Below are 24,317 nucleotides of genomic sequence, written 5' to 3'. Positions count from 1 at the left end.
ACAGTTAAAAGGAAAGAACATGATAAAAAAGATACTCGACAGAACCAAAGGTGACCGCTGGATATGGCTGATCGTGATCCTGCTTTCGATCCTTTCATTGATGGCGATCTACAGCTCGACCGGGACCATCGCCTACAAAAATGACAAGTCGGCCGAGCAATACCTGGTGAAACACCTGGTGATGATCGTCGGTGGCCTGGCCCTGATGTATTTTTCGCACCTGCTGGATTACCGTTATTATGCCGGCATTTCGAAAGTGCTGATGGTGATCACCATACCGTTGCTGCTGTATACGCTGATATTCGGTAACCATGTGAATGATGCGAGCCGTTGGGTAACCATCCCGGTGATCAACCAGACGTTCCAGACCTCCGACCTGGCGAAGCTGGCGCTGATCACCTTCCTGGCAAGGACACTTACCCGGAAACAGGAAAATATAAAGGACGTGAACAAGGCATTTATCCCGATAATGGGCTCTGTGTGCATCGTTTTTATTTTAATCGCGTTAGCCAACCTGTCTACCGCGCTCATGCTTTTCGGCGTGAGCATTTTACTGCTAATTGTCGGCCGTATCAGCATACGCCAGATCCTGATCGTATGCCTTGCGGGGATGGTGCTGCTTACCGGGGTGATCCTGCTCGGGTCGAGAAGGCAAACCTATATTTCGAGGGTGCAGGCCTTTATACACCCTGAAAAGGCCGATCCGGATAAGTCTTTCCAGGCAAACCAGTCGAAGATCGCGATAGCCACCGGCGGGATCCTGGGAAAAGGGCCTGGCAACAGTACGCAGCGTAACTTCCTGCCGCATCCTTACTCTGACTTTGTGTTTGCCGTGATCGTTGAAGAATGGGGGCTTGTAGGCGGGCTTGTGCTGGTGCTGCTCTACCTCGTTTTCTTGTATCGATGCGTTTTGATCGTAACTCATAGTCCCAAAGCGTTTGGAGCGCTGCTGGCGGCCGGGCTTAGTTTTAGCCTCACCATCCAGGCTTTCGCCAACATGGCAGTAGCGGTTGGATTAGGACCGGTAACCGGGGTCCCTTTACCGCTGGTGAGTATGGGGGGAACTTCTATCCTGTTCACCAGCGTGGCGTTCGGGATTATCCTGAGCGTGAGCCGCGACATCGAAGAAAAAAAAGGGTTGGACGTACCGGAGAAAAAGCCGGCTGCGGGTAATAGGAATAAAATAATTGTAGGGGAGATCCCCGCAATGGGATAAGACAATGCCAAAGAAAGTGATCATAAGCGGGGGAGGGACCGGGGGACATATTTTCCCCGCGGTTGCCATTGCGGATGCACTGAAGCGCCTGGAACCGGAAACAGAGATCCTGTTTGTAGGCGCCATTGGCAGGATGGAGATGGAACGCGTACCTGCAGCCGGCTACCAGGTCATCGGGCTGGATATCCAGGGTTTCCAACGGAAACAACTGTTTAAGAACATCCTGCTGCCTTATAAAATTATAAGCAGTGTGCTGAAAGCCCGGTCGGTCATCAAGTCGTTCAAACCTGATGTGGCGGTGGGTGTTGGTGGTTATGCCTCCGGCCCGCTGTTGTTTGCGGCCGGGCAAATGAAAGTGCCGTACCTGATACAGGAACAAAATTCATACGCAGGGATCACCAATAAGTGGCTGGCAAAGAAGGCGGCCAGGATCTGCGTGGCATTTGATGGAATGGAGCAGTTCTTCCCGCCTGCAGCGATCATGATCACCGGGAATCCCGTACGCTCGGAATCAGTGGATATCGCCGGGAAACGCGGGGAAGCGGCAGCCTTCTTTGGTTTGTCTGCCGAAAAGAGAACGATCCTGGTAACCGGCGGAAGCCTGGGCGCCCGAACGCTGAATGCGAGTGTGCTGGCCGGGCTGGAGAAGATCATGGCCGCAGACGTGCAGCTGATCTGGCAGACCGGTAAGTTCTATTATAAAGGAATTATCGAGAAAGTGGGCAACCAGCCAAAAGACCTGCGAATCCGCGTACTCGAGTTCCTGCAGCGCATGGACCTGGCTTACGCAATGGCGGATGTGATCATCTCCCGCGCCGGCGCCGGAACGATCGCTGAGCTGTGTATCGTAAAGAAACCGGTGATCCTGGTACCCTCGCCGAATGTGGCAGAAGACCACCAGACAAAGAACGCGCTGGCCCTGGTAAAAAATGATGCTACCGTATTGGTAACTGACGCGGAAGCGGAAAATAAATTGGTGGATACGGCTTTACAGGTATTAGGCGACCCGGAAAAATGTGTACAGCTGGGCGAACGGATCGGTAAGCTGGCCTTGCCGATGGCGGATGAAGTAATCGCAAATGAAGTACTTAAACTCGTAAAACAGCATGGAGCCGGGTAATATCAGATCTGTATACCTGGCTGGCATAGGCGGGATCGGGATGAGCGGCCTTGCCCGCTATTTCCGCAGGCGCGGATGCGGGGTGAGCGGCTACGACCGTACCCCAACCAGCCTGACAGACAGTTTGATAGCCGAGGGAATCAGCATTGTATTTGAAGATGCCGAGTCGGTGATCCCGGAAGAGTTCCGGATCCCGGATGATACCAAGCTGGTGATCTTTACCCCGGCCATGCCTCCCGGTTCGGCATTGCTGCATTATTTCAGGAATGCCGGGTTCGCGGTTAAGAAGCGCTCGGAAGTGCTGGGCATCATTAGCCGCGGGATGTTCACCATCGCCGTAGCAGGCACCCATGGCAAAACCACCACCTCCTGTATGATCGCTCATATCCTGAAGCATACGGGGTATGATTGTTCCGCCTTCCTGGGCGGTATCGCGGCTAACTATAATGCAAATGTACTGTTTGGCGATAATAACGTGGTGGTGGTTGAAGCAGACGAGTACGATCGCTCTTTTCTTACCCTGTACCCGGACATTGCGGTAATTACGTCGATGGATGCCGATCACCTGGATATTTACGGGGATAAGGAACACCTGGCGGAATCTTTCAGGTTATTCGCTTCGCAGGTGAAACCGGGCGGAACGCTGATCCGCCGCGCCGGGCTGCCGCTTGAAGAGGGCATCACCTACTCGGCGACAGAAGCGGCCGGGGTGCATGCTGCCAACGTGAGTATCGCCAACGGGAGCTTCTATTTTGACGTGGAATCGCCGGACGAAAAGATCACCGGGATCCGTTCGGGCCTTCCCGGGCTTCATAACATCGAAAATTCACTTGCTGCAGCTAAAGTGGCGCTCCTGCTGGGGATTTCACCGTCGAAAATAAAAGCCGCTTTGGAAAGCTTTAAAGGTGTGAAACGCCGGTTTGAATACATTGTGAGGACCGATGAACATGTGTATATCGACGATTATGCGCATCACCCGGAAGAACTCAGGGCTTGCATCACGGCAGTGAAAAGTTTATACCCTTCCCGGAAGCTGACCGCGATCTTCCAGCCGCACCTGTTCTCGCGTACGCGCGATTTCGCGGATGGTTTTGCAGAAGTGCTGAGCATGGTGGATAATCTTGTAATGCTTGACATTTACCCCGCAAGGGAGCTTCCTATTGAAGGGGTTACTTCGGCGCTGATTCTCGAAAAGATCACCGCCCCGCAAAAACAGCTTTGCAGTAAGATAGAAGCGCTTCAGTTGGTAGACGAACAACAGCCTGCGCTGCTGTTAACTGTGGGAGCCGGAGATATTGATACAATGGTTGCACCGTTAAAAGATATACTCAGCCATGCTTAAACGGATCAACTGGAAATTGGTGGGGATCACTTTCGCGTGGCTGGTTAGCCTCTCGGGGCTGGTGGCGCTGATGAGCTTTATCTCGGTAAAGAAAAACGAAGTGCGCTGCACCGAAGTAAAAGTGGCTATCCCCGGAACGCAGAGCTTTATTGAACGTGCCGAGGTCGACCGGATCGTGATGGCAACTTACGGAAAAGTTACCGGCAGCCTGCTAAGCAGGATCAATATCCACCTGCTCGAGGAAGCGCTGAAGGCTAACCCCTTCATCGCGGATGCGAAGGTATATGCCGATATGGATGGCGTGCTGCAGATTGGCATCGTACAGCGGGAGCCGCTGATCCGGATCCTGAACAGCGAGAACCAGGATTTCTATATCGACCGGAATGGTTATAAGATCCCGGCATCGGCCAACTTTACCGCAAGGGTACTGGCGGCAAACGGGCTGATAGGGGAGCATTTTTCAGGACGTGTAGATACGCTGAATACGCCGATCGGCCGCGACCTGTACGCAGTTGCGCAGTTTATCGAAAAAGATACCCTGTGGAACGACCAGATCGAGCAGCTGTACGTTAATCAGCAAAACGAGATAGAGATGGTGCCAAGGGTAGGCGAACACCGCATTATCCTCGGCAACGCGGAGAACCTGGCGCTGAAATTCAGGAACCTGCTGGCATTCTACAAAAAGGCCCTGCCGCTGGTGGGTTGGGATGCCTACAAAACAATTAACATCAAGTATGCAAACCAGGTGGTTTGTGAGAAAAATACTTTAGACAGCCTGTTAAAATCCGCAATTGCCGACTCGCTTTCGACCGACACCACAGCTAACAGGCTGAATGCAAAAGACACAACTAACGCACTAATACCTTTAAAACACTAATACCTTGAACTATGGAAAAAAGTACTTCTGCCCCCGCTAAAAATTCGCCCATCGTTGTCGGGTTGGATATTGGAACGACCAAGATCTGCGTAACGGTAGGTCGTAGGAGCGCGCATGGGAAGATTGAAATATTAGGGATCGGTAAGGCGGAATCGGCGGGGGTGACCCGCGGCGTGGTTTCCAATATCCAGAAAACCGTGCAGGGGATCGCCCAGGCGGTTGAAGAAGCCGGATCGCAGTCGAACGTCGATATTCGTATCGTAAATGTGGGCATCGCCGGTCAGCATATTAAAAGTTTACAGCATCGCGGGATTTTTACGCGTAAAGACCTGAATAACGAAATTCAACGTAAGGATATCGACAAGCTGATCGAGGACATGTTCAAGCTGGTAATGCCCCCCGGCGAGGAGATTATCCATGTACTCCCGCAGGAGTTTACCGTTGATAACGAGCCTGGTATCAAAGACCCGATCGGCATGGCGGGTGTGCGCCTGGAGGCGAATTTCCATATCATCTCCGGGCATGTAAGCGCGGTGAAAAATATCCTGCGCTGTGTAAGTAATGCCGGGCTGGAGGCGCAGGAGCTAATCCTAGAGCCGCTGGCGTCGTCGGAATCGGTGTTAAGCGATGAGGAAAAAGAAGCGGGCGTGGTATTGGTAGATATTGGCGGCGGTACGACCGACCTGGCTATTTTTCATGAAGGCATCATTCGTCACACGGCGGTTATTCCATTCGGCGGTAACAGCGTAACGGAAGATATCCGCGAAGGATGTTCCGTAATGCGCAACCAGGCGGAGTTGCTGAAGATCCGTTTCGGTTCGGCATTGGCCGATGAAAACCGGGATAACGAGATCATCTGTGTACCGGGATTACGCGGACGCGACCCGAAAGAGATCTCGGTAAAAAACCTTGCGTATGTGATCCAGGCCAGGATGGAAGAAATTATTGAGCATGTTTACTATGAAATAAAATCGTCTGGTTACGAGAAGAAGCTCATTGCCGGCATCGTGATCACGGGGGGCGGCTCCCAGCTGAAGCACCTTTCGCAACTGGTGGAATATGTAACCGGCCTCGATTCGCGCATCGGTTACCCGAACGAGCACCTGGCGAAAAACGAAGTGCTGCCAAAAAACATTTACGACGAGCTGAAAAGCCCGATGTTCGCGACCGGTATCGGCCTGCTGATCAAAGGCATCCAGAAAGCGGAAGCCATCCAGGAAGCCGGAAGCTACAAGGGCGTGCCCGAAAAACAGAAGCCCGTGGAAAAATCCAAAAAGTCCTTTGGGCTCTTTGATAAACTCCTGCAAAGCGGGGCGAAATTTATCAAGGATGATATTAAGGATGAGGATTATATCAGTTAGCAGGAAACAGTGATCAGTTTTCAGTGGTCAGTTCCTTTATGACGCTTTAAAGGAACTGACCACTGACCACTGAAAACTGGTCACCATCCCCACAAGTTTTCAACATGCCAACAATTGTTAAAAACCCTTGTGGAAAATTTTCTATCATTACATCAGGAATGGTCTCACACAGTTCTTAACTCTACTTAACATAAAACATTATGCAGTTTGAAATGCTCAAAGAAAAATCATCGATCATCAAGGTGATCGGTGTGGGCGGTGGCGGTGGTAATGCCGTAAACCATATGTACCGTCAGGGTATCACAGGGGTCGACTTTATTATCTGTAATACCGATGCCCAGGCATTGGAGCTCAGTCCGATTCCTAATAAAGTGCAGCTGGGTGCCAGCCTCACCGAAGGGATGGGTGCCGGCTCTATTCCCGAAGTAGGTAAGAACTCGGCGATTGAGAATATCGAAGAAATAAAGCAAATGCTTGGTAGCAATACCAAGATGCTGTTCATCACCGCCGGGATGGGTGGAGGTACCGGTACGGGTGCAAGCCCGATCATCGCCAAAGCCGCCAAAGAACTGGATATATTGACCGTCGGGATCATTACCACGCCGTTTTCTTTCGAAGGAAAAAGGCGGAAGCTCCAGGCGGAAGAAGGACTCGGGGAGTTTAAAAAGTATGTAGACTCTTACCTGGTGATCTCTAACGACCGCCTTCGGGAAATATTCGGTAACCTTACATTAAGCGCCGCATTTGCACAGGCCGATAACATACTGACGACCGCCGCAAAAGGGATTGCGGAGATCATCACCATCCCCGGGTATATCAACGTCGACTTTAAAGACGTGCGCACCGTAATGCAGGAAAGCGGTGTGGCGATCATGGGCAGCTCTTCCGCCGAAGGCGAGAACCGTGCGTTGCGTGCGGTGGAGGGCGCACTGGCATCGCCGCTCCTTAAAGACAATGAGATTGAAGGCGCAAGGTATATCCTGCTGAATATCAGCTCGGGTGCAAAAGAGGTTTCGATGGACGAAGTGAGCATTATTACAGACTACATCCAGTCGGAAGCGGGCCTTGCCGCCGACCTGATCTGGGGGAATTGCATCGACGAATCGCTTGGAGAAAAACTCTCGGTAACCATTATCGCTACCGGTTTCCAGACCATGGAAGAGCGTGCGGTAGAAAAAAGCCAGCAGCGAAAGATCTCCCTGCTTACCCCCGAAAATGCGCCGCTGGTGAAACCGGTACACAACGCGTTTATCGAGCCGGCGAACGAGGAAAAGGAAGTTTCGTACGAGCCTGTCTTAAAACGCCCGGAAGTTCAATCGGATCTTTTTGGCGGTTTCTTCGAGAAAAATGCACCGGTAGAAGAAAAATCTGCCGACCAGCTTGTACGCCATACACTAACGGATGAAGAACCGGCCGCACAGCCTGAGCCCTCGATAGAAGCAGAACTGAAGATCACGGAAACACAGTTCCACTTCCCGGTGATGCAGGAGGAAGTGGCAGCGCCGCAGCCTGAACCGGTGGAAGAGGTGAAAGCTTATAATCCCGACGAACATAAAACAGACCAGTCTGTAGAAGAGCAGTTAAAGCGGTCGAAAGACAGGATCCTGCGGTTGAAGGACCTGAGCATTAAGCTCCGCACGTCGAATGGCCTCCAGGAACTGGAAAATGAACCGGCTTATAAGCGTAAACAAATGTCGCTCCCGCAGGTTCCGCATTCGTCAGAATCGCAGGTTTCGAGGTTTACATTGTCCGGCGAAGACGGGAAGACCGAGATCCGTCCGAACAACTCATTTCTGCACGATAATGTAGATTAAATACAATTGATTAAATTTGTGGCTTATTTTTGCCACTAAAGTTTTACGATTTGGATTTATTTGAGAAGATTTCAAGGCACATGGGACCGATAGGCCAGCACCAGAAATGGTCGCATGGTTATTTTTCGTTCCCGCGATTGGAAGGAGAGATCGCTCCGCATATGAAGTTTCGCGGGAAAGATCATTTGGTATGGAGCTTGAATAATTACCTTGGATTGGCGAATCACCCGGAAGTGCGGGAGGCTGATTCAAAGGGGGCCGAAGATTACGGCATGGCTTACCCGATGGGTGCCCGGATGATGTCGGGGAATTCCGTTCATCATGAGAAGCTGGAGAAAGATTTGGCTGCATTTGTGGGTAAGCCCGATGCTTTCCTGTTAAATTACGGCTACCAGGGAATGGTTTCCATCATCGATGCGCTGGTTGACCGCAATGACGTGATCGTGTATGATGCGGAATCACATGCCTGTATTATCGATGGGGTGCGTTTGCACCTTGGCAAACGGTATGTTTACCAGCACAATGATGTGGAGAGCGCGAGGAAACAGCTGGAACGTGCCACCAAGCTGGTGGAACAAACCGGGGGCGCCATCCTGCTGGTCACCGAAGGCGTATTCGGCATGTCGGGAGCGCAGGGTAAGCTGAAAGAGATCGCCGCGTTGAAATCTGAATTTAACTTCAGGATACTGGTAGACGATGCGCACGGATTTGGTACCATGGGGCCAACCGGCGCGGGAACACACGAGGCACAGGATTGTATCGACGAGATCGACCTTTATTTCGGCACATTTGCCAAATCGATGGCAGGTATCGGCGCGTTCGTGGCCTCCGGGGAAGAGATCGTTAATTACCTGCGCTATAATATGCGTTCGCAAACTTTCGCGAAAGCGCTGCCTATGCCGATGGTGATGGGCCTGAAGAAACGCCTGGAGCTGGTGATTACCCGCCCGGAGCTGCGCGAGAAATTATGGACGGTGGCAATGGCGCTGCAAAACGGGCTTCGCGAACGGGGATTCGACCTCGGGGTAACCAATACCATGGTGACGCCTGTGTTCCTGAAAGGAGAGCTTACGGAAGCTACCGCGTTAACCATGGACCTGCGGGAGAACTATGGCATCTTTTGTTCGATCGTGGTGTACCCGGTCATTCCTAAGGGCTTAATCGAATTAAGGATCATCCCCACCGCTTTACATACCCTCGATGATGTGCAGCTTACCCTTGACGCATTCTCGGAGGTGGCCGAAAAGCTGGAAAGCGGGTTTTATAAAAAACAGCAGGCTACATTCGTATAAAAGTATTTTTTTTTAGGGAAAAAGCGTTTACATTAGCTATTGGCTAACAAAAACTAAAATAAAGGAGTAAAAAAATGGCAAAAATTGAAAAATTCAATGAGTTAAAAAGCCTGATCGCAGGTTTAGAGGCAGACGCAGACAAGTTTTATAATAAAGGCAACAGCGCCGCTGGAACAAGGGTAAGAAAAGGCTTGCAGGACATCAAAAACCTGGCGCAAGAAGTGCGGCTAGAAATCCAGGATGCGAAGAACACTAAATAGCGATCGAAATTCCTTTTAAGAACCGAAAGACATTGAAAGCCCATGCACGCCGTTACGCTGCAGGGCTTTTCTTTTACGTTTACGCAGGACGTTAGCGTTGTACTTTCTATCCCAACCGCTCTATTTCCCGTGCCACCGCTTCATCCAGCGTGTTGCTCACATTTACCAGCGGTAAGCGGAGCGTATCGCCGCAAATGCCAAGCGTTTTTAAAGCCGATTTTACGCCGCCCGGGCTTCCTTCGGCGAATAGCAGCCGCGTGATCTCCAGCAGGTCGAAGTGTAAAGGCGCCGCTTCTTTGAATTTCATATCAAGGCAAAGACGGACCATTTCAGAGAGCATGCCGGGCAGGGCATTCCCGATCACCGAGATCACCCCTGCGGCTCCCATAGACATCAGCGGGAATGTTACCGGGTCGTCACCCGAAATGAAGAGAAAATCTTCGGGCTTATCCCGCAAAATGGCGTTGAACTGGTCGAAATTGCCGGAAGCTTCCTTCACCGCGATCACGTTCTTAAAGTCGTTTGCCAGCCGCAACGTGGTCTCTGCCGTCATGTTACTTCCCGTACGCGAAGGGACGTTGTACAGGATAACAGGCAGCGGCGACGCTTCGGCCACCAGTTTATAGTGCTGGTAGATCCCTTCCTGGATCGGCTTATTATAAAAGGGGCTCACAGAAAGCACCGCATCAAAGCCCGCGGTGTCGAAATGCGAGAGAGAATCAACGAGTTCCGTGGTGTTGTTGCTGCCAATTCCCGCAACCAGCGGAACACGGCCGGCAACAGCTTCGGCGGTAAAGCGCCATACTTCCTTTTTTTCGTCTTTACTTAATGTAGCCGATTCGCCGGTAGTGCCCAGCGATACGAGGTACTCTACTTTCCCGTCGATGAGGAAATCGACCAGTTTTTTTAACGCAGGGAAATCGATCGTTCGGTCGGCATGAAAAGGCGTGACCATGGCTATCCCGGTGCCATAAAATTGAGTGCTCATGTACTTGTTTTAGTTGAACCGGCGATCATTGCGATCAACTCATCGTCGGATATTAAGGGTATATTTAATTTGTTCGCTTTTTCCAGTTTCGAAGGCCCCATGTTTTCTCCCGCCACCAGGTAGTTCAGTTTGGCGGATATGCTGCTGAGGATCTTGCCTCCGTTTGCCTCGATCATCGCGGAGAGCTCATCGCGGCTGCGTGCGAAGGTACCGGAGATGATGAACGTTTTCCCGGCAAGTACATCGCTGTCGGGCACGAAGCGTACTTCTGCAGCTTCGAATTGCAGGCCGTGGTTCCTCAGTTTGGTGATCTGTTCCTGGTGCCGTTCGTCTTTGAAATATTCTACCAGGCTCTCCGCTATGCGGGCGCCGATCTCGTCAACCGTGGTAAGCTCTTCCACGGTCGCATTCATCAGGCTGTCGATATTTTTCAGCGCGGCGGCGATCTTTCGAGCCACCGTTTCGCCCACGTAACGGATCCCAAGGCCAAATAGCACCTTCTCAAAAGGCATCTGCTTTGACTTCGCGATCCCTTCGATCATGTTTTCGATAGATCGCTCGCCAAAGCGGTCCATGGTTTTCAGTTCTTCCCTGCGTTCAAACAGGCTGTACAGGTCGCTGATGTGGAGCACATAACCTTTGCGGTATAAAGTTTCGATCGTTTCGTCGCCCAGGCCATCAATATTCATCGCCTTGCGGCTGATAAAATGCTGGATCTTGCCTACGATCTGCGGTGCGCAGCCTTCGTCGTTGGGGCAGTAATGAACAGCTTCTCCTTCCTTGCGTTCGAGGTCGCTGCCACATACGGGACACTGTTCGGGGTAGATAACGGGCGTCGCCCCCGGTTGCCTTTTCAGCGTATTTACGCTGATGATCTTCGGGATGATCTCTCCACCTTTTTCCACGAAAACACTATCGCCTACATGCAGGTCGAGGCGTTTTACCTCGTTGGCGTTGTGTAAGGTAGCGCGTTTTACGGTAGTGCCCGCCAGCAATACCGGTTTGAGGTTGGCCACCGGCGTAACGGCGCCCGTACGGCCTACCTGGTAGCTCACGCTTTCCAGGATGGTTTCGGCTTCCTGTGCTTTGTACTTATAGGAGATGGCCCAACGCGGGGATTTAGCCGTGAACCCCATTTCCTGTTGCTGCGAATAGCTGTTCACCTTGATCACGATACCGTCGATATCATAGCTCAGTTTGAAACGCTGTTCGTCCCATTTGTGGATAAAAGCAAGTACCTCGTCGATGTTTTTGCACAGGTCATTGTGCTCGCACACGTGGAATCCCCAATCTTTTACGGCGCTGAGACTCTGCCAATGTGTAGAAAACAACGGTTTATCGGTATACAGGAAATACAGGAAGCAGTCTAACGGCCGTTTGGCCACCTCCGAAGAGTCCTGCAGTTTAACGGTTCCCGCCGCAAAATTCCGCGGATTGGCGTACTGCACTTCGTTGTTTTCCGCCCGTTCCCGGTTTAACCGGTCGAACGCCGGCCGGTGCATAAATACCTCCCCCCGGATCTCGAACGATTCCGGGTAACCGGTGCCTTTTAACCGTTTAGGGATCCGGTTAATAGTGCGCACATTGGTGGTTACATCGTCGCCCTGTGCGCCATCGCCGCGTGTTACCGCACGGGCCAGCAGGCCGTTCTCGTACGTGAGGCTCATCGAGAGACCGTCGAACTTTAACTCACAAACATATTCGAAGTTATCGCCGAGCGCTTTGCGGATCCGTTCGTCGAAATCCTTTAAATCCTGCTCACTGTAGGTATTACCGAGCGAAAGCATCGGCCACTTATGTTTTACGGTCTTAAACTCTTTGGTGACTTCCCCGCCCACCTTTTGTGTAGGCGAATCCGGGTCCTGGTAATCAGGATATCGCTTTTCGAGCTCCGTAAGCTCTGCCAGCTTTTTATCGAACTCAAAATCGGATATAGTGGGCTGCGCCAGCACATAATAATTGTAATTATGCGTGTTCAGCTCCTTTACGAGCGCATCCATCCGCTCCTGAATATCGGAAAGTGACATAGGAAACGAAGATATAATTTTTAAATCATAGCACTTTTAACAGTTTGGTTATATTTACGCATTAATCAATTATTCATGAGATCTTCGCTTTTAAGGAACACGTTATTTTTGTTGATAGCCGTTTTTTTCACTGCCTGCGCCGCTTCCCGGAACACCTCCGGCGTTTCTGACGATGCGGTAGAAAAATGGTTCAACGCACGGGAATGGGCCGGCGGATTATCCTTAAATGTGTATGGCGATGTAAATAAGCGCGAATTTTACCGGCAATATCATAAAAACAAGGAATGGTGGGATAAATCGTTTGCCTACCTCAAAACACACGATCTGCCCACGCATCCCAACGGCAAGACCCTTATCGCCGGTGACAGCGTATACGTTTCGGTAACCGAAGCTCCCGGGAAGGATTTCGATAAAACAGGCTGGGAATCGCATCGTAAGTTTATCGACCTGCAATATGTGGCCGCCGGTAAAGAACAGATCGTGGTTTCGGATATCTCGAAGCTGAAAGTTACCCAGCCTTATTCGGATGCCCGGGATGTCGCCAACTACTCGGGTGAAGGCAAATCTTACATCGCAGAGCCTGGTACCTATTATCTCTTTTTTCCTGCTGATGGTCACCGGCCAAGCATTAAAGTGAACGGAAACGAAAATGTGAAGAAAGTGGTGATCAAGATCAGGTATACATACTTTTAACGAACGCTATTTATCACCCTTCATCAGCGTTTCGATCCGGAAAAAAATCTCCATAAAATTTTCTCCCAACTTATCGAGGTAATCGGTGAGCACAGCCGTGAGCTGTAGTTTCTGTGTCTCGCTTAGCGGATCGATCCACAACCGCTGGCATATCCGGTTGAGGGCGTAAATGATGTTCGACGGATCCTGGTAGCTATGCAGGTACTTCGCCTGGATAAATTCCTGCAGGAAGCGGAAGAAAATACCGCGTTCGGTTATGCCGTTGATGGCCAGGAAACGATCAAGGCCGTTATGGTCGACCTGCCGCAAATGAACGTAAAAGGCGTCGGGATCCACCAGTTTACCGGTGATCAGCAGGCTATCGAGCATAAGCTCTAAAGAAATATGCGCGAGGAACGACGGACGTACGGGTGAATTATCCAGTACCGGGGAGATCTTCGTGCGGATTTCGGCAGTATGATTTGAAAAAAAGGCGGAGGAATGGAAATGCTTATCGATCTCCAGGTGGCGGTTCCACCCGTACAGCAAACTGGTAGACGCTGCATTGTTAACGAGCTGCTTGGCGTACCTCGCGGGATGCAGGTGCCATGTTTTATCCGCGTTCTTTACCAGGTCGGGCAGGATGGTGCCCAGCACCAGGTTCGGGTCTGTAGCATGCCTGTCGAAATAGTAATGCGATAAAAAATTCATAGATTAACGGTAGCGGCTGCAACAATATAAGAAGAAACTGTTAGCCGACAGTTAACTAAGCGGATATTATTTCGTTTAGCATTGCATATTGGAGCAGTATGATGGTTTTCGCGTCTTGTATTTCGCCGCTCTTTAATTTACCGATAGCCTCCTGGTACGACCATTCCAGGATAGTGATATTTTCTTCTTCACCCTCTGCACCGCCACCCGCGCTTACCTTTTGCCCGGGTGAATATTTGCCGAGAAAATAGTAGATGAGTTCCGAGTTGCCGCCCGGGGAAGAATAAGCTTTACCGATCTCCTCCACTTCCCCGATCCGGTAGCCAAGTTCTTCTTCCACTTCGCGGATGACGGCTTCTTCGGGTGTTTCCCCTTCGTCGATCAGCCCTGCACAAGCCTCGATGACCGAACCGCCAGGGTTTCCGTTACACCAGGTGGCGATTCTGACCTGTTCCGAAAGGACCACGGTTTTTTGTTCGGGATTGTAAAGCAGGATGGCACAAGCCGATGGCCGCTGGTAAACTTCCACCGTTTTTTGTACGGTACGCCCGTCTTTTGTATTGTATTCACATTCGATCGTTTCTAACGGGTACCTTTCGTTCGAAAGCGTTTTGCGGGAATGAAGACGGATAATTGCCATAGATACCTAACGTATAAGGACGGAAGCGGTTTGTTTTTCTTCTATATTTGCACTCCATTTCCGGGATTTGCCCGGAGAGCTTTTCAACACGATATACATGAACTTTGTAGAAGAACTACGGTGGAGAGGCATGCTGCACGACATCATGCCGGGAACGGAAGAAGAACTGGCCAAAGGTATGGTTTCGGGCTATATAGGGTTTGATCCCACCGCCGATTCGCTGCATGTAGGCAGCCTGGCACAGATCCTCACCCTGGTGAGGTTCCAGCAGGCTGGTCATAAACCGATCGCGCTGGTGGGCGGCGCTACCGGTATGGTGGGCGACCCTTCGGGGAAATCTGCCGAAAGAAACCTGCTTTCAGAAGAAGTACTCGATCATAACCTCGCCGGGATCCGTGCGCAACTGGAAAAATTCCTCGATTTCGATAGGGGCGCATCGAGCGCCGAAATCGTGAATAATTACGATTGGTTCAGGACTTTCAGCTTTCTCGACTTTATCCGGGATGCGGGAAAACACATCACCGTAAATTATATGATGGCCAAAGACTCCGTAAAAAAGCGGATTGAAGGTGATACAGGCATGTCGTTCACCGAGTTTAGCTACCAGCTGATCCAGGGATACGACTTTTACTGGTTATGGAAAAATAAAAACTGCCTGCTGCAGATGGGAGGCTCAGACCAGTGGGGAAACATCGTTACCGGTACAGAACTGGTGCGCAGGAAAGGCGCCGGTACCGCTTATGCGCTTACTACCCAGCTCATCAAAAAAGCGGATGGCACTAAGTTCGGTAAAACCGAAGGCGGTAATATCTGGCTGGACCCTGCGAAAACGTCGCCGTTCAAATTCTACCAGTTCTGGCTGAATGCCACAGACGAAGACGCGAAGAACTGGACCCGGATCTTTTCCTTCAGAACACACGAAGCCATCATTGAGCTGGAAAAACAACATGATGAGGCGCCTCACCTTCGCCTGATGCAAAAAGCACTGGCGGAAGAGCTCACTGTACTGGTACATTCAGGAGAAGCGCTGCAAACCGCCTTACGCACCACCGAGTTCCTTTTTAATAATGGCTCAACTGACTTTTTAAGCCAACTGAACCATGAACAGGTACTTGACGTATTTGAAGGTGTTCCAGCATACCCCATCGCGATGGAAGTGCTCGAAAGCGGTATCAGCATTACTGACCTGCTAGGAGAAAAGGTACCTGTATTCGCATCCAAAAGCGAAGCGAAGAAAATGATCGCTGGTGGAGGCGTTGCCGTGAACAGGGAGAAGATCGCAGATCCCGCCCGGTTGTTAACTGCCGCACACCTGGTGAATAATAAGTACCTGGTAGCACAAAAAGGCAAGAAGAACTATTTCCTGATTTTTGTCGGTTAAGCGTTACTTCCCGGTAATATACCCCTGAAACGAGATCGATTCCCTGTTATTGCTGTTTACCGACAGCGAAGCTTCGCCATTGGCAAACACACGCAGGATCATCGACGAAACGCTCTGGCTGTTCTTTGGTTTGATGGTGATGTCCCAGCGATTCTTTTTTGATTCTTTAGCCGTATAATCCACGTTTGAAGAGACGAACTTGATCCCCTGGTCGTCCCCGCCCATCACGGCAGTATAAGCGCGGCCGAAAAACGGCAGGTACGAGGATACGGTATCGGTTCGTACGTCGAGGCTATAATCCGAAGTCATGGTCCAGTTATTCCCATAACCATACCTGGCAGGATGCATGGATGTCGGCTTAAAGGTGTACTTCCTGGTATCGAGCCATTTTTTCACCTGGGCCTCTTTTTCAATTTCTTTTACTTCACGCTTATCCTGGGCAAAGGAAGGCGAAATGCAGGCAACCATCGCTGCGATGATTAATAACCCGGAATATTTCTTTAATGCTTTCATACGGTAGTTTGATGGTAAACCAGCTCAAATTCCATACCAGCCACGTGAAGCGCTTCATATACCATAGTATCTGCTTTATATGTGGTTATTTCATAATTTTCAATAAAAGATGCTATTTTTTGCTAAGCATGACATTTTAGACGCCAATTAGGGTGTAACATCTTAATTACCCCGGTTTGAACTATGCTGTATTGGTTAAATTTGTGAAGCTATGACTACTGCTTTATGAAGAAACTCCACCTGTGGATATTTATTATCACACTGTTTGTATCCATGCCGGGATATGCACAGCAGCTTCGCGTGGTCAAGGGCACGCTGGTTGATTCCGCAGGTGTACCGCTGATAGGCGCCCTCGTAAAGTTGTCGACGGCAACAGACAGCGTCAGGGCGGCTTCCGACATCAATGGCGGCTTCGTCTTTAACAACGTAAAGTTCCCGCAATTTACTATTACAGCCAGCTATATCGGGTACGACACTTATAAGAAGCGCATTATACCGGATGCTTCCGGTAAACCGGTGATCATTGATACCATTCGCCTTAAAACCTCCTCGAATAGCCTGGCCGAGATCAGCATCACTTCTGTAACCCCTGTTCGGGTGAAAGAGGATACCATAGAATACAGCGCGGCGGCGTACCCGGTGCGCGATGGGGATGCGGTAGAGGAAGTGATCAAGAAGCTCCCTGGGGTTACCGTGGATAAGGATGGAAACGTGATGGCCAATGGAAAGCCGATCACCAAGATCCGGGTGAACGGGAAGGATTTCTTTGGGACCGACGTAGCCACCGCTATCCAGAACCTGCCGGCAGATATCGTAAAAAACCTGCAGGTGATCGACGACTTCGGCGACCAGGCCAAGCTGACCGGTGTAAAAGTAGGGGAGCCCCAAAAGGTCCTGAACATCAACATCCAGGAGGATAAAAAGAAAGGCTACTTCGGTCGCGCAACCGGCGGTATCGGCAACGAAAACCGATTTATCACCAACCTGAAAGGAAGTACGTTTAAAGGAGACCGTATGCTTTCGTTCGACGGTTCTATGAACAATACCAATATCCGCGGGGGCGGAGGCGACGGCATCACGGATACGAAAGCGGCCGCGTTCAGCTATCGCAATGATTTTAATAAGAAGCTCTCGCTGGATGCCGGGTATAACTTTAATAGCCGCGATAACAATGCGATCAGCACTATTTTTAAGCAGAATAACTACCAGACTTTTACGAGGTACGATAACCAGTCGAGCAACAATACCAATAAAAGCATGAATAACCAGTTCTGGAGCAACCTCGAGTATAAGATAGATACGGCGAACTACCTCAAGATCTCTCCCGACATTGCATTTAACTCGACCAGTTTCAACGGTCGTGGTAATACGGTTACCCAGATAAAGAAAACAGGATCGGTGAGAGATAACATCTCCTCTAACGATAACGCCACAGCCAGTATCGGCATGAATGTTTTCTTTAATCACAAGTTCAAAAAACACGGACGTAATTTTAACATCTCCGCAAATGTGAACTTCTCTGATAACGACAACGACCGTGACGCACGTAACGACTATGCCAATACCGATTCGCTGGGTAACATTACCTATGTGAAACAGTTCCAGCTAACGGCGTACGATACTTATGGCAAACGCGCAGGATCTAACATGACGCTTACGGAGCCGCTTAACAAATATGCTTATGCGGACATTACCTATAATTATAATTCGCAATCTACCGAAACCGGCCGCGATACCCGGGATGTGGACCCTGTTACCGGGAAAGAGGTGTTTAACACCATGTTAAGCAACAACTACGAGTACCAATTCGTTACCCACCGGGTGGGTATCAACTACCGGTACGTAAAACCTAAGTTTAACTACATGATGGGCATGAACGTACAGCCTGCTGTATTAAAGGGCCAGGATATCACCCGCGATATCAACACGCATAAGGAAACATTGGTGTGGATCCCTTCAGCCAGGTTCGTATATCGTTTTACCAAGCAAAAAACCTTAACGTTTAACTACAATGGCCGGAGCAACCAGCCAACCTTTAACCAGCTGCAGCCAATCACCGATAATTCTAACCTGCAGAACACCATTGCCGGTAACCCTGACCTGAAGCCGGATTATACCCATGGTTTTAATATCGATTATAACCAGTCTGATTGGACATCGGGCTATAACATGTTTACCAATATTTCTTATTCGCGGACCAATAACCGGATCGTGACCACCAAGATGATGCTTCCCGATGCGATTAAGCAGGTAACCAGTTATGTAAACACCAACGGCTTTTACAATATCCGCGGCAACTACGAAATAGCCAAGCCTTTTGCGGAGCGTAAATACATTCTTACTTATTATGGAGGCTCCGCATTTATTAACAACATCGCGTTCACCAATATGGAACGTAACGTTGCCAAAAATCTCATCATCGACCAGGGCGTGAAGTTCCGGATTTTCCTGAAGGATGTGATCGACGCGGAACTGAATACGGCCTATTCAAATAACAGGACCAATTATTCGCTGGCATCCAGCGCCGCCCGTAAAACGGACCGCTACTCCCTTTCCTTAAACGGCCGGAACTATTTCTTTAAAGACCTAAGCCTCGGTTATGAACTGTCGCAGGTGGTGAACCGTGGTTTTAGCGCCTCCAATAACGCCAACCCTACCTTGCTGAGCGTTTTCCTGGAGCAACGTTTCCTGAAGGGAAAAACCGGCAACCTGCGCTTCCAGGCATTCGACCTGCTCAACCAGAATTCGGGCATTTCGCGCGACGTGTACGACAACGAGATCGTCGACCGCCAGACCAATCGGCTGGCACGTTACTTCTTGTTGTCGTTCAGCATGCGGGTGCGAAAGTTTGGCGGCGGTAATGCCGGGAATAATAACGGGCCCGATAACCGGCGGTAGTCACCGACCTGGCGATAAATGATATTATATTTGCCCGCCGGGATTTCCTGAGTTCATGGTTTTAATGGATCAAGCTGCATTTCCGGGGCGTATATTTGGTTGTCAGCTATCAGTATTCAACCGATTGAGTATACCTGATAAGATAAGTAATTGATGTTGAGCTATCCTGAGTAGTATTACGGGTTCGACAGTGTAATCAAAGCTGATAGCTGAAAGCTAATAGCTCCCCAATTTTTACGCTTGATCCGTTTTAATCCCAGGGTTATCTAATAAAAAAACCCCTGTCGCGAAAGCGAACAGGGGTTTCCAGTTTATTAAAAGCCTGATCTTATTCTCCTGCTTCCTCTTCTTCTTCAGCTTCAGGTTTCTTTGCAGCGGCAGCCTTTTTGGCTTTGTTCTCTGCACCTTCCATCTGCTCTTTCAGTTGAGCAAGTACGCCCAGGTCGCCCAGTGTCGATTTCTCTACGGAATCTTTCACTTTCTTCACGGCAGTGAAGGTAGCTTTCTGCTCATTTTTTTTCTGAGTTGCCTCAGCGTTACGGGCTTCAGCTTTCGCTTCTTCCCAGATACGTGAATGAGAAACAACGATACGTTTAGAATCTTTGTTGAACTCGATGATCTTGAAGTCAGCAACTTCGTCGACCTTTAACGCTTTACCGTCTTCTTTGATGGTATGTTTGCTTGGAGCGAATCCTTCAACACCATACGGAAGGGCTACGATAGCGCCTTTATCGGTCACCTTCAGCACGGTACCTTCGTGGATAGAATCCAGGGTGAAGATGGTTTCGAAAGTATCCCATGGGTTTTCTTCAAGTTGTTTGTGGCCAAGGCTCAGCTTGCGGCTGTCTTCATCCAGTTCAAGTACAACCACGTCCAGCTCTTCACCTACTTTGGTGAATTCGTTCGGGTGGTTCACTTTCTTAGACCATGAAAGGTCGGAGATGTGGATCAGTCCGTCAACGCCTTCTTCGATCTCAACGAATACACCGAAGTTGGTCATGTTCTTCACAACAGCTTTGTGTTTGCTGCCGATCGGGTAACGATCTGCGATGTTCTTCCATGGATCCGGCGTTAATTGTTTAATACCAAGGCTCATCTTGCGGTCGTCGCGGTCGAGGGTCAGTACTTCCGCTTCTACTTCGTCTCCTACTTTAAGGAAATCCTGCGGGCTGCGGAGATTCTGTGACCATGACATTTCTGATACGTGGATCAATCCCTCTACACCAGGGGTGATTTCGAGGAATGCACCGTAATCAGCTACGGTAACGATACGGCCTTTTACGTGCGAACCAACCTGGATGTTCTGATCGAGCGACTCCCAAGGGTGCGGGGTCAGTTGTTTCAAGCCAAGGGCGATGCGTTTTTTCTCGTCATCAAAGTCGAGAACCACCACGTTGATCTTCTGATCAAGTGCAAGTACTTCTCTCGGATGCTCGATACGGCCCCAGGAAATGTCGGTAATGTGCAGCAGGCCGTCAACACCGCCAAGGTCGATGAATACACCGAAGTCGGTAATGTTTTTAACTGTTCCTTCAAGTACCTGTCCTTTTTCAAGTTTAGATACGATCTCGGTTTTCTGGTTCTCCAGGTCATCCTCGATCAGTACTTTATGGGATACCACTACGTTCTTGAATTCGTGGTTGATCTTCACAACCTTGAATTCCATGGTTTTTCCTACATAGATATCGTAATCACGGATCGGTTTGATGTCGATCTGCGATCCAGGAAGGAAGGCTTCCACACCCATAATATCAACGATCAGGCCACCCTTGGTGCGGCTCTTCACATAACCGTTAATGATCGTGTCGTTATCTAAAGCGGCATTAATGGTTTCCCATGATTTCTGTGTTTTTGCACGTTTGCGGGATAATACCAACTGTCCGTTAGCATCTTCCTGCGATTCTACAAATACGTCCACGGAGTCACCTACCTTCAGGTCAGGTGTATCACGGAATTCAGCAAGCGACACCATCCCATCAGATTTGAAACCGATGTTCAGTACCACATCTTTGTTGTTGATAGAAACTACCACACCGCTGATGATCTCTCCCTGGCTGATCGAATGGAAAGTACCGGCATACTGCTCTTCGAGCTTTGCGCGCTCTTCTTTGCTGTAGTTTCCGAATCCTTTGTCATCCGCATCCCAGTCGAAATCACCCGAAGGGGTAACCATCGTTTTTGATTTGATCTCTTCGATCGACAATGAATCAGCCTCTGATTCAATGTTTTCTTTTTCTTTAGCCAGATTGGCTTCTGTGCCGAGCTCAGCTTCTTTAGCTTTTAGCTCTTTTTCTGCTTCCTGTTTTTTAGCCATTAATTATTTTGTCTCCTTTTCCCGATCTTAAATCGGACTGCAAAGGTACGGAAATACATTTTAATTAAAATAAAATATTTAGGAATAATTGACAGGTTAGGGGTTGATTCTCAGCACGGTGCGCAGCTACCGGAAACATTTGGCCGCCCCGATCGTTAAAAGTAATTGTAAAAGCACCAATTATGATAGACCCACAGGAAGAAAATTCGCGCTCAGGGCACGAAGACGAGATCAGTGCCGACCGTGCGCATCCCGACAGGAAAAACCATGCCGACGACGAATCCTACAAAACCTCGCCGCGCAAACACCGCCTGGGGTGGGAACGGCCGCAGGACGAGCAAATGTTTGAAACGTTTAATGACAGGAGAGAACAGGGAACGGCTGACGCTTGACCTTTGCGCTTTACGTAATACGTTTCCTATCCTGCGTTGACCAGGGGCAGCCAGCTCCGTAAGTGTATAACGTGCAACGGTCAAACGTAAACCGTACCTTTGTCCCCATATGCTTTCCTTCCCTAACGCAAAAATAAACATAGGGCTCAACATCACCGGGCGAAGGGCCGATGGGTACCATAACCTCGAAACCGTATTTTACCCGGTACGCATCCACGATGTACTGGAGGTGGTGCCCTCGGCAGAATTACAATTCAGCGCATCGGGTATAGGTATTCCCGGGAGAACGGAGGACAATCTTTGCCTGAAAGCGTATGCGCTCATGGCAAAGGATCATGCGCTTCCGCCCGTACATCTTCACCTGCACAAACACATCCCCATAGGGGCCGGGCTTGGCGGCGGATCGGCCGATGCCGGTTTTTTTATCCGGCTCATAAATGACCGGTTTACATTGGGGCTCAGTAATCCCGACATGGAGAGCTATGCGCGGAAGCTGGGGGCCGATTGCGCCTTCTTTATCCGTAACGAGCCGGTATTCGCCACCGGTATCGGCGACGAATTTCACCCGCTGATACTCGACCTTGCTGCCTACCACCTGGTATTGGTAATGCCCCGCGTTCATATCTCTACCGCGGAAGCTTATCGCGGCGTAAAACCTGCCGCGCCCCGGAAAAGCCTGCGCGAATCGGTACTGCGACCGGTGGAAGAATGGCGCTCGTTAATTACCAATGACTTTGAACAAACCATCTTTAAGAACCATCCCGCGGTACGCGGCGTAAAAGCGGCGCTTTACGAGGCAGGCGCGATATACGCTTCTATGAGCGGCAGCGGTTCTTCGGTATACGGCATATTTGATAAACAACCGGACCTGGCTGAATTATCGAAAGAAAATCAAGTATTTTCGCAATTATAATAACACATTGATTTTTTATATTTGATAGGCTAACCGCCGTTCGTATGAAAAGTGTATTGCTTGGATTTATATTGTTGCTGAAGGGCACTTTCCAGGAAAGCGTGGAAGAACTGCTTCTTGGTAAATGGGTGTACGTAAAAGGCAGCTACGAGTACTACGACAGCGCAGGGAAACTCCTTAAGGAGTCGGGCATGAATGCCATTAGTAACCTCGATATCCAGATCACCAAAGAGTCGGCTACTATTATCTATTCCAAGGATAAAAGCACCACCCGGAATTATGCGGTCACCAAAGGTGAGAATGGCAGGCATTTTATCTCGGTAAGCCTGCCGCGCGGCAATTTTAACTACGAAATAGCGTCCATCACCTCCACTGATCTTATCCTCCTTGCCCGGCAGAACACGAGTTTTGCGTTGGGGGGCGATGATACCAAACAGGTTTCTTATTGCCTTGTTAAGATATACATGAGCAAAAAATGAGGTGAAGGCATCATGGGTCAGCCTGCTATTGCATCATTGTTATTAAAAATACCTAAGTTTGCCCTCTCTCTAGAATTTTGTTGATGGAAATTTCATTCGATTTTGAAAAGCCTGTTGCCGACCTAATGCACCAGATTGAAAAGGTGAAGCAGGTAGAAGATAAAACAAAAGTAGACATGACCGCCACCGTGGCCGAGCTGGAGACCAAGCTTCAGCAGGCAAAGTTACAGGTATATTCGAACCTGAGCGGCTGGCAAAAAGTACAGATCTCCCGCCACCCGAACCGTCCCTATACACTCCAGTACATCGAAATGATGTGCGACGATTTTATAGAGCTGCACGGCGACCGTACGGTGAAAGACGACAAAGCCATCGTGGGTGGGTTCGCTTCTATCAACGGCGAAACCGTGATGCTTATCGGGCACCAGAAAGGTACCAATACCAAGCTCAGGCAATACCGTAATTTCGGGATGGCCAACCCCGAAGGTTACCGTAAAGCCCTTCGGCTGATGAAGCTGGCGGAGAAATTTAACAAGCCCGTAATCACTTTTATCGATACCCCCGGTGCTTATCCCGGCCTGGAGGCCGAAGAGCGCGGGCAGGGCGAAGCCATTGCACGCAACCTGCTCGAAATGTCGGTGCTGCAGGTACCTGTGCTTTGTTTTGTAGTAGGCGAAGGCGCCTCGGGCGGTGCGCTGGGCATAGGTGTTGGCGATCGCGTATATATGCTCGAGAATACCTGGTACTCGGTAATTTCCCCTGAATCGTGCTCATCCATTCTATGGAGAAGCTGGGACTTTAAAGAAAGAGCGGCTGATAAGCTGAAGCTTACTTCCGAAGACATGTTTAAAAATAAGCTGATCGACGGCATTATCCCGGAGCCGCTCGGCGGCGCTCACCACGACCCGCAGAAAATGGCCGATACCATAAAAGCGCGTATCACCGAAGACCTCGCCATTCTCCGCAAAAAGGAGATCAATAACCTGGTAGATGAACGGATCGCCAAATTCCGCGGAATGGGAGTGGTGAACGAGATCTAGCTTTCAGCGGCCAGTAACCGACGTGTTTAACCCTAACAAAAAGGCGGCAACTCAGATTAAGAGTTGC

21 protein-coding genes are annotated in these 24,317 nt (G+C 49.9%); 15 read left to right on the top strand and 6 right to left on the bottom strand.

The window, feature by feature from the left end; genetic code table 11:
- Window positions 1-19: 19 nt before the first annotated feature.
- The 8 genes from GS398_RS00900 (at window position 20) to GS398_RS00865 (ending at window position 9,282) form a co-directional block, all read left to right on the top strand.
- A complete protein-coding gene (locus GS398_RS00900; RefSeq protein WP_202405913.1) occupies window positions 20-1,216 on the top strand; it encodes an FtsW/RodA/SpoVE family cell cycle protein in 1,197 nt (398 codons plus the stop codon).
- Window positions 1,217-1,220: 4 nt separating this feature from the next.
- A complete protein-coding gene (gene murG, locus GS398_RS00895) occupies window positions 1,221-2,336 on the top strand; it encodes an undecaprenyldiphospho-muramoylpentapeptide beta-N-acetylglucosaminyltransferase (protein WP_160904872.1) in 1,116 nt (371 codons plus the stop codon).
- The gene (gene murC / locus GS398_RS00890; protein WP_160904871.1) at window positions 2,323-3,678 is read left to right on the top strand and encodes a UDP-N-acetylmuramate--L-alanine ligase; all 1,356 of its coding nucleotides are present in this window, start codon (window positions 2,323-2,325) and stop codon (window positions 3,676-3,678) included. The genes murG and murC overlap by 14 nt, the downstream gene beginning before the upstream one ends.
- Complete coding sequence (locus tag GS398_RS00885; protein WP_202405912.1) at window positions 3,671-4,555, top strand: cell division protein FtsQ/DivIB; 885 nt, start codon at window positions 3,671-3,673, stop codon at window positions 4,553-4,555. Before murC ends, GS398_RS00885 begins: the two co-directional genes overlap by 8 nt.
- 11 nt (window positions 4,556-4,566) lie before the next feature.
- Entirely contained in the window at window positions 4,567-5,916 is a 1,350-nt protein-coding gene (gene ftsA, locus GS398_RS00880) for a cell division protein FtsA (protein ID WP_160904870.1), read from the top strand.
- Window positions 5,917-6,116: 200 nt separating this feature from the next.
- Complete coding sequence (gene ftsZ / locus GS398_RS00875) at window positions 6,117-7,730, top strand: cell division protein FtsZ (RefSeq protein ID WP_160904869.1); 1,614 nt, start codon at window positions 6,117-6,119, stop codon at window positions 7,728-7,730.
- A gap of 50 nt (window positions 7,731-7,780) precedes the next feature.
- Entirely contained in the window at window positions 7,781-9,022 is a 1,242-nt protein-coding gene (locus tag GS398_RS00870; protein ID WP_160904868.1) for an aminotransferase class I/II-fold pyridoxal phosphate-dependent enzyme, read from the top strand.
- An 83-nt stretch (window positions 9,023-9,105) separates the two neighbouring features.
- Window positions 9,106-9,282 carry a BF3379 family histone-like protein gene (locus GS398_RS00865; RefSeq protein ID WP_500784537.1) on the top strand — a complete coding sequence of 59 codons (177 nt, stop codon included), beginning with the start codon at window positions 9,106-9,108 and terminating at the stop codon, window positions 9,280-9,282.
- A 106-nt stretch (window positions 9,283-9,388) separates the two neighbouring features.
- Here the strand turns inward: GS398_RS00865 and dapA are convergent, their stop codons facing one another.
- Window positions 9,389-10,270 (bottom strand): 4-hydroxy-tetrahydrodipicolinate synthase, encoded by an 882-nt coding sequence (gene dapA, locus GS398_RS00860; RefSeq protein ID WP_160904866.1) that lies wholly within the window; start codon window positions 10,268-10,270, stop codon window positions 9,389-9,391.
- Entirely contained in the window at window positions 10,267-12,297 is a 2,031-nt protein-coding gene (gene ligA, locus GS398_RS00855; protein ID WP_160904865.1) for an NAD-dependent DNA ligase LigA, read from the bottom strand. Before ligA ends, dapA begins: the two co-directional genes overlap by 4 nt.
- A gap of 75 nt (window positions 12,298-12,372) precedes the next feature.
- Between ligA and GS398_RS00850 the strand changes: the two genes are divergently transcribed.
- Window positions 12,373-12,990, top strand: a complete 618-nt coding sequence (locus GS398_RS00850) for a NanQ anomerase/TabA/YiaL family protein (protein ID WP_160904864.1) — start codon at window positions 12,373-12,375, stop codon at window positions 12,988-12,990.
- Window positions 12,991-12,996: 6 nt separating this feature from the next.
- Here GS398_RS00850 and GS398_RS00845 read toward each other — a convergent pair whose 3' ends face one another.
- Window positions 12,997-13,680, bottom strand: a complete 684-nt coding sequence (locus tag GS398_RS00845; protein ID WP_160904863.1) for a hypothetical protein — start codon at window positions 13,678-13,680, stop codon at window positions 12,997-12,999.
- A gap of 55 nt (window positions 13,681-13,735) precedes the next feature.
- Window positions 13,736-14,320, bottom strand: a complete 585-nt coding sequence (locus GS398_RS00840) for an NUDIX domain-containing protein (RefSeq protein ID WP_160904862.1) — start codon at window positions 14,318-14,320, stop codon at window positions 13,736-13,738.
- 97 nt (window positions 14,321-14,417) lie between these two features.
- On the opposite strand from GS398_RS00840, the gene tyrS reads away from it, so the two are divergent.
- Window positions 14,418-15,701, top strand: a complete 1,284-nt coding sequence (gene tyrS, locus GS398_RS00835; protein WP_160904861.1) for a tyrosine--tRNA ligase — start codon at window positions 14,418-14,420, stop codon at window positions 15,699-15,701.
- Window positions 15,702-15,704: 3 nt separating this feature from the next.
- Here tyrS and GS398_RS00830 read toward each other — a convergent pair whose 3' ends face one another.
- Window positions 15,705-16,214 carry a DUF4251 domain-containing protein gene (locus tag GS398_RS00830; RefSeq protein WP_160904860.1) on the bottom strand — a complete coding sequence of 170 codons (510 nt, stop codon included), beginning with the start codon at window positions 16,212-16,214 and terminating at the stop codon, window positions 15,705-15,707.
- A gap of 225 nt (window positions 16,215-16,439) precedes the next feature.
- Between GS398_RS00830 and GS398_RS00825 the strand changes: the two genes are divergently transcribed.
- The gene (locus tag GS398_RS00825; RefSeq protein ID WP_160904859.1) at window positions 16,440-19,112 is read left to right on the top strand and encodes an outer membrane beta-barrel protein; all 2,673 of its coding nucleotides are present in this window, start codon (window positions 16,440-16,442) and stop codon (window positions 19,110-19,112) included.
- 328 nt (window positions 19,113-19,440) lie between these two features.
- On the opposite strand, the gene rpsA is transcribed toward GS398_RS00825, so the two are convergent.
- On the bottom strand, window positions 19,441-21,426 hold the full coding sequence (gene rpsA, locus GS398_RS00820; RefSeq protein ID WP_160904858.1) for a 30S ribosomal protein S1: 1,986 nt from the start codon (window positions 21,424-21,426) through the stop codon (window positions 19,441-19,443).
- 182 nt (window positions 21,427-21,608) lie between these two features.
- Here rpsA and GS398_RS00815 point away from each other — a divergent pair, with 182 nt between their 5' ends.
- The 4 genes from GS398_RS00815 (at window position 21,609) to GS398_RS00800 (ending at window position 24,250) form a co-directional block, all read left to right on the top strand.
- Window positions 21,609-21,818, top strand: coding sequence for a hypothetical protein (locus tag GS398_RS00815; RefSeq protein WP_160904857.1), 210 nt, complete (start codon window positions 21,609-21,611; stop codon window positions 21,816-21,818).
- A 109-nt stretch (window positions 21,819-21,927) separates the two neighbouring features.
- Complete coding sequence (ispE, locus tag GS398_RS00810) at window positions 21,928-22,731, top strand: 4-(cytidine 5'-diphospho)-2-C-methyl-D-erythritol kinase (protein WP_160904856.1); 804 nt, start codon at window positions 21,928-21,930, stop codon at window positions 22,729-22,731.
- A 44-nt stretch (window positions 22,732-22,775) separates the two neighbouring features.
- Window positions 22,776-23,210: a hypothetical protein gene (locus GS398_RS00805; protein WP_160904855.1), complete on the top strand. Its 435-nt coding sequence runs from the start codon at window positions 22,776-22,778 to the stop codon at window positions 23,208-23,210.
- Window positions 23,211-23,293: 83 nt separating this feature from the next.
- Window positions 23,294-24,250 carry an acetyl-CoA carboxylase carboxyltransferase subunit alpha gene (locus GS398_RS00800; RefSeq protein WP_160904854.1) on the top strand — a complete coding sequence of 319 codons (957 nt, stop codon included), beginning with the start codon at window positions 23,294-23,296 and terminating at the stop codon, window positions 24,248-24,250.
- Window positions 24,251-24,317 lie beyond the last annotated feature (67 nt).

The sequence above is a fragment of the Hufsiella ginkgonis genome (assembly GCF_009834915.1).
GTDB classification, from domain to species: Bacteria; Bacteroidota; Bacteroidia; order Sphingobacteriales; family Sphingobacteriaceae; genus Hufsiella; species Hufsiella ginkgonis.
Note: the sequence above shows the minus strand (reverse complement) of the source record. Positions and strands in the feature narration are given on the sequence as shown.

Coding starts and splice junctions, on each gene's coding strand:
- murG (WP_160904872.1), top strand. CDS start 1,221: ATGCCAAAGAAAGTGATCATAAGCGGGGGAGGGACCGGGGGACATATT.
- GS398_RS00850 (WP_160904864.1), top strand. CDS start 12,373: ATGAGATCTTCGCTTTTAAGGAACACGTTATTTTTGTTGATAGCCGTT.
- GS398_RS00815 (WP_160904857.1), top strand. CDS start 21,609: ATGATAGACCCACAGGAAGAAAATTCGCGCTCAGGGCACGAAGACGAG.
- ftsZ (WP_160904869.1), top strand. CDS start 6,117: ATGCAGTTTGAAATGCTCAAAGAAAAATCATCGATCATCAAGGTGATC.
- GS398_RS00805 (WP_160904855.1), top strand. CDS start 22,776: ATGAAAAGTGTATTGCTTGGATTTATATTGTTGCTGAAGGGCACTTTC.
- GS398_RS00900 (WP_202405913.1), top strand. CDS start 20: ATGATAAAAAAGATACTCGACAGAACCAAAGGTGACCGCTGGATATGG.
- dapA (WP_160904866.1), bottom strand. CDS start 10,270: ATGAGCACTCAATTTTATGGCACCGGGATAGCCATGGTCACGCCTTTT.
- ftsA (WP_160904870.1), top strand. CDS start 4,567: ATGGAAAAAAGTACTTCTGCCCCCGCTAAAAATTCGCCCATCGTTGTC.
- GS398_RS00800 (WP_160904854.1), top strand. CDS start 23,294: ATGGAAATTTCATTCGATTTTGAAAAGCCTGTTGCCGACCTAATGCAC.
- GS398_RS00845 (WP_160904863.1), bottom strand. CDS start 13,680: ATGAATTTTTTATCGCATTACTATTTCGACAGGCATGCTACAGACCCG.
- GS398_RS00885 (WP_202405912.1), top strand. CDS start 3,671: ATGCTTAAACGGATCAACTGGAAATTGGTGGGGATCACTTTCGCGTGG.
- rpsA (WP_160904858.1), bottom strand. CDS start 21,426: ATGGCTAAAAAACAGGAAGCAGAAAAAGAGCTAAAAGCTAAAGAAGCT.
- ispE (WP_160904856.1), top strand. CDS start 21,928: ATGCTTTCCTTCCCTAACGCAAAAATAAACATAGGGCTCAACATCACC.
- GS398_RS00825 (WP_160904859.1), top strand. CDS start 16,440: ATGAAGAAACTCCACCTGTGGATATTTATTATCACACTGTTTGTATCC.
- murC (WP_160904871.1), top strand. CDS start 2,323: ATGGAGCCGGGTAATATCAGATCTGTATACCTGGCTGGCATAGGCGGG.
- ligA (WP_160904865.1), bottom strand. CDS start 12,297: ATGTCACTTTCCGATATTCAGGAGCGGATGGATGCGCTCGTAAAGGAG.
- GS398_RS00840 (WP_160904862.1), bottom strand. CDS start 14,320: ATGGCAATTATCCGTCTTCATTCCCGCAAAACGCTTTCGAACGAAAGG.
- tyrS (WP_160904861.1), top strand. CDS start 14,418: ATGAACTTTGTAGAAGAACTACGGTGGAGAGGCATGCTGCACGACATC.
- GS398_RS00830 (WP_160904860.1), bottom strand. CDS start 16,214: ATGAAAGCATTAAAGAAATATTCCGGGTTATTAATCATCGCAGCGATG.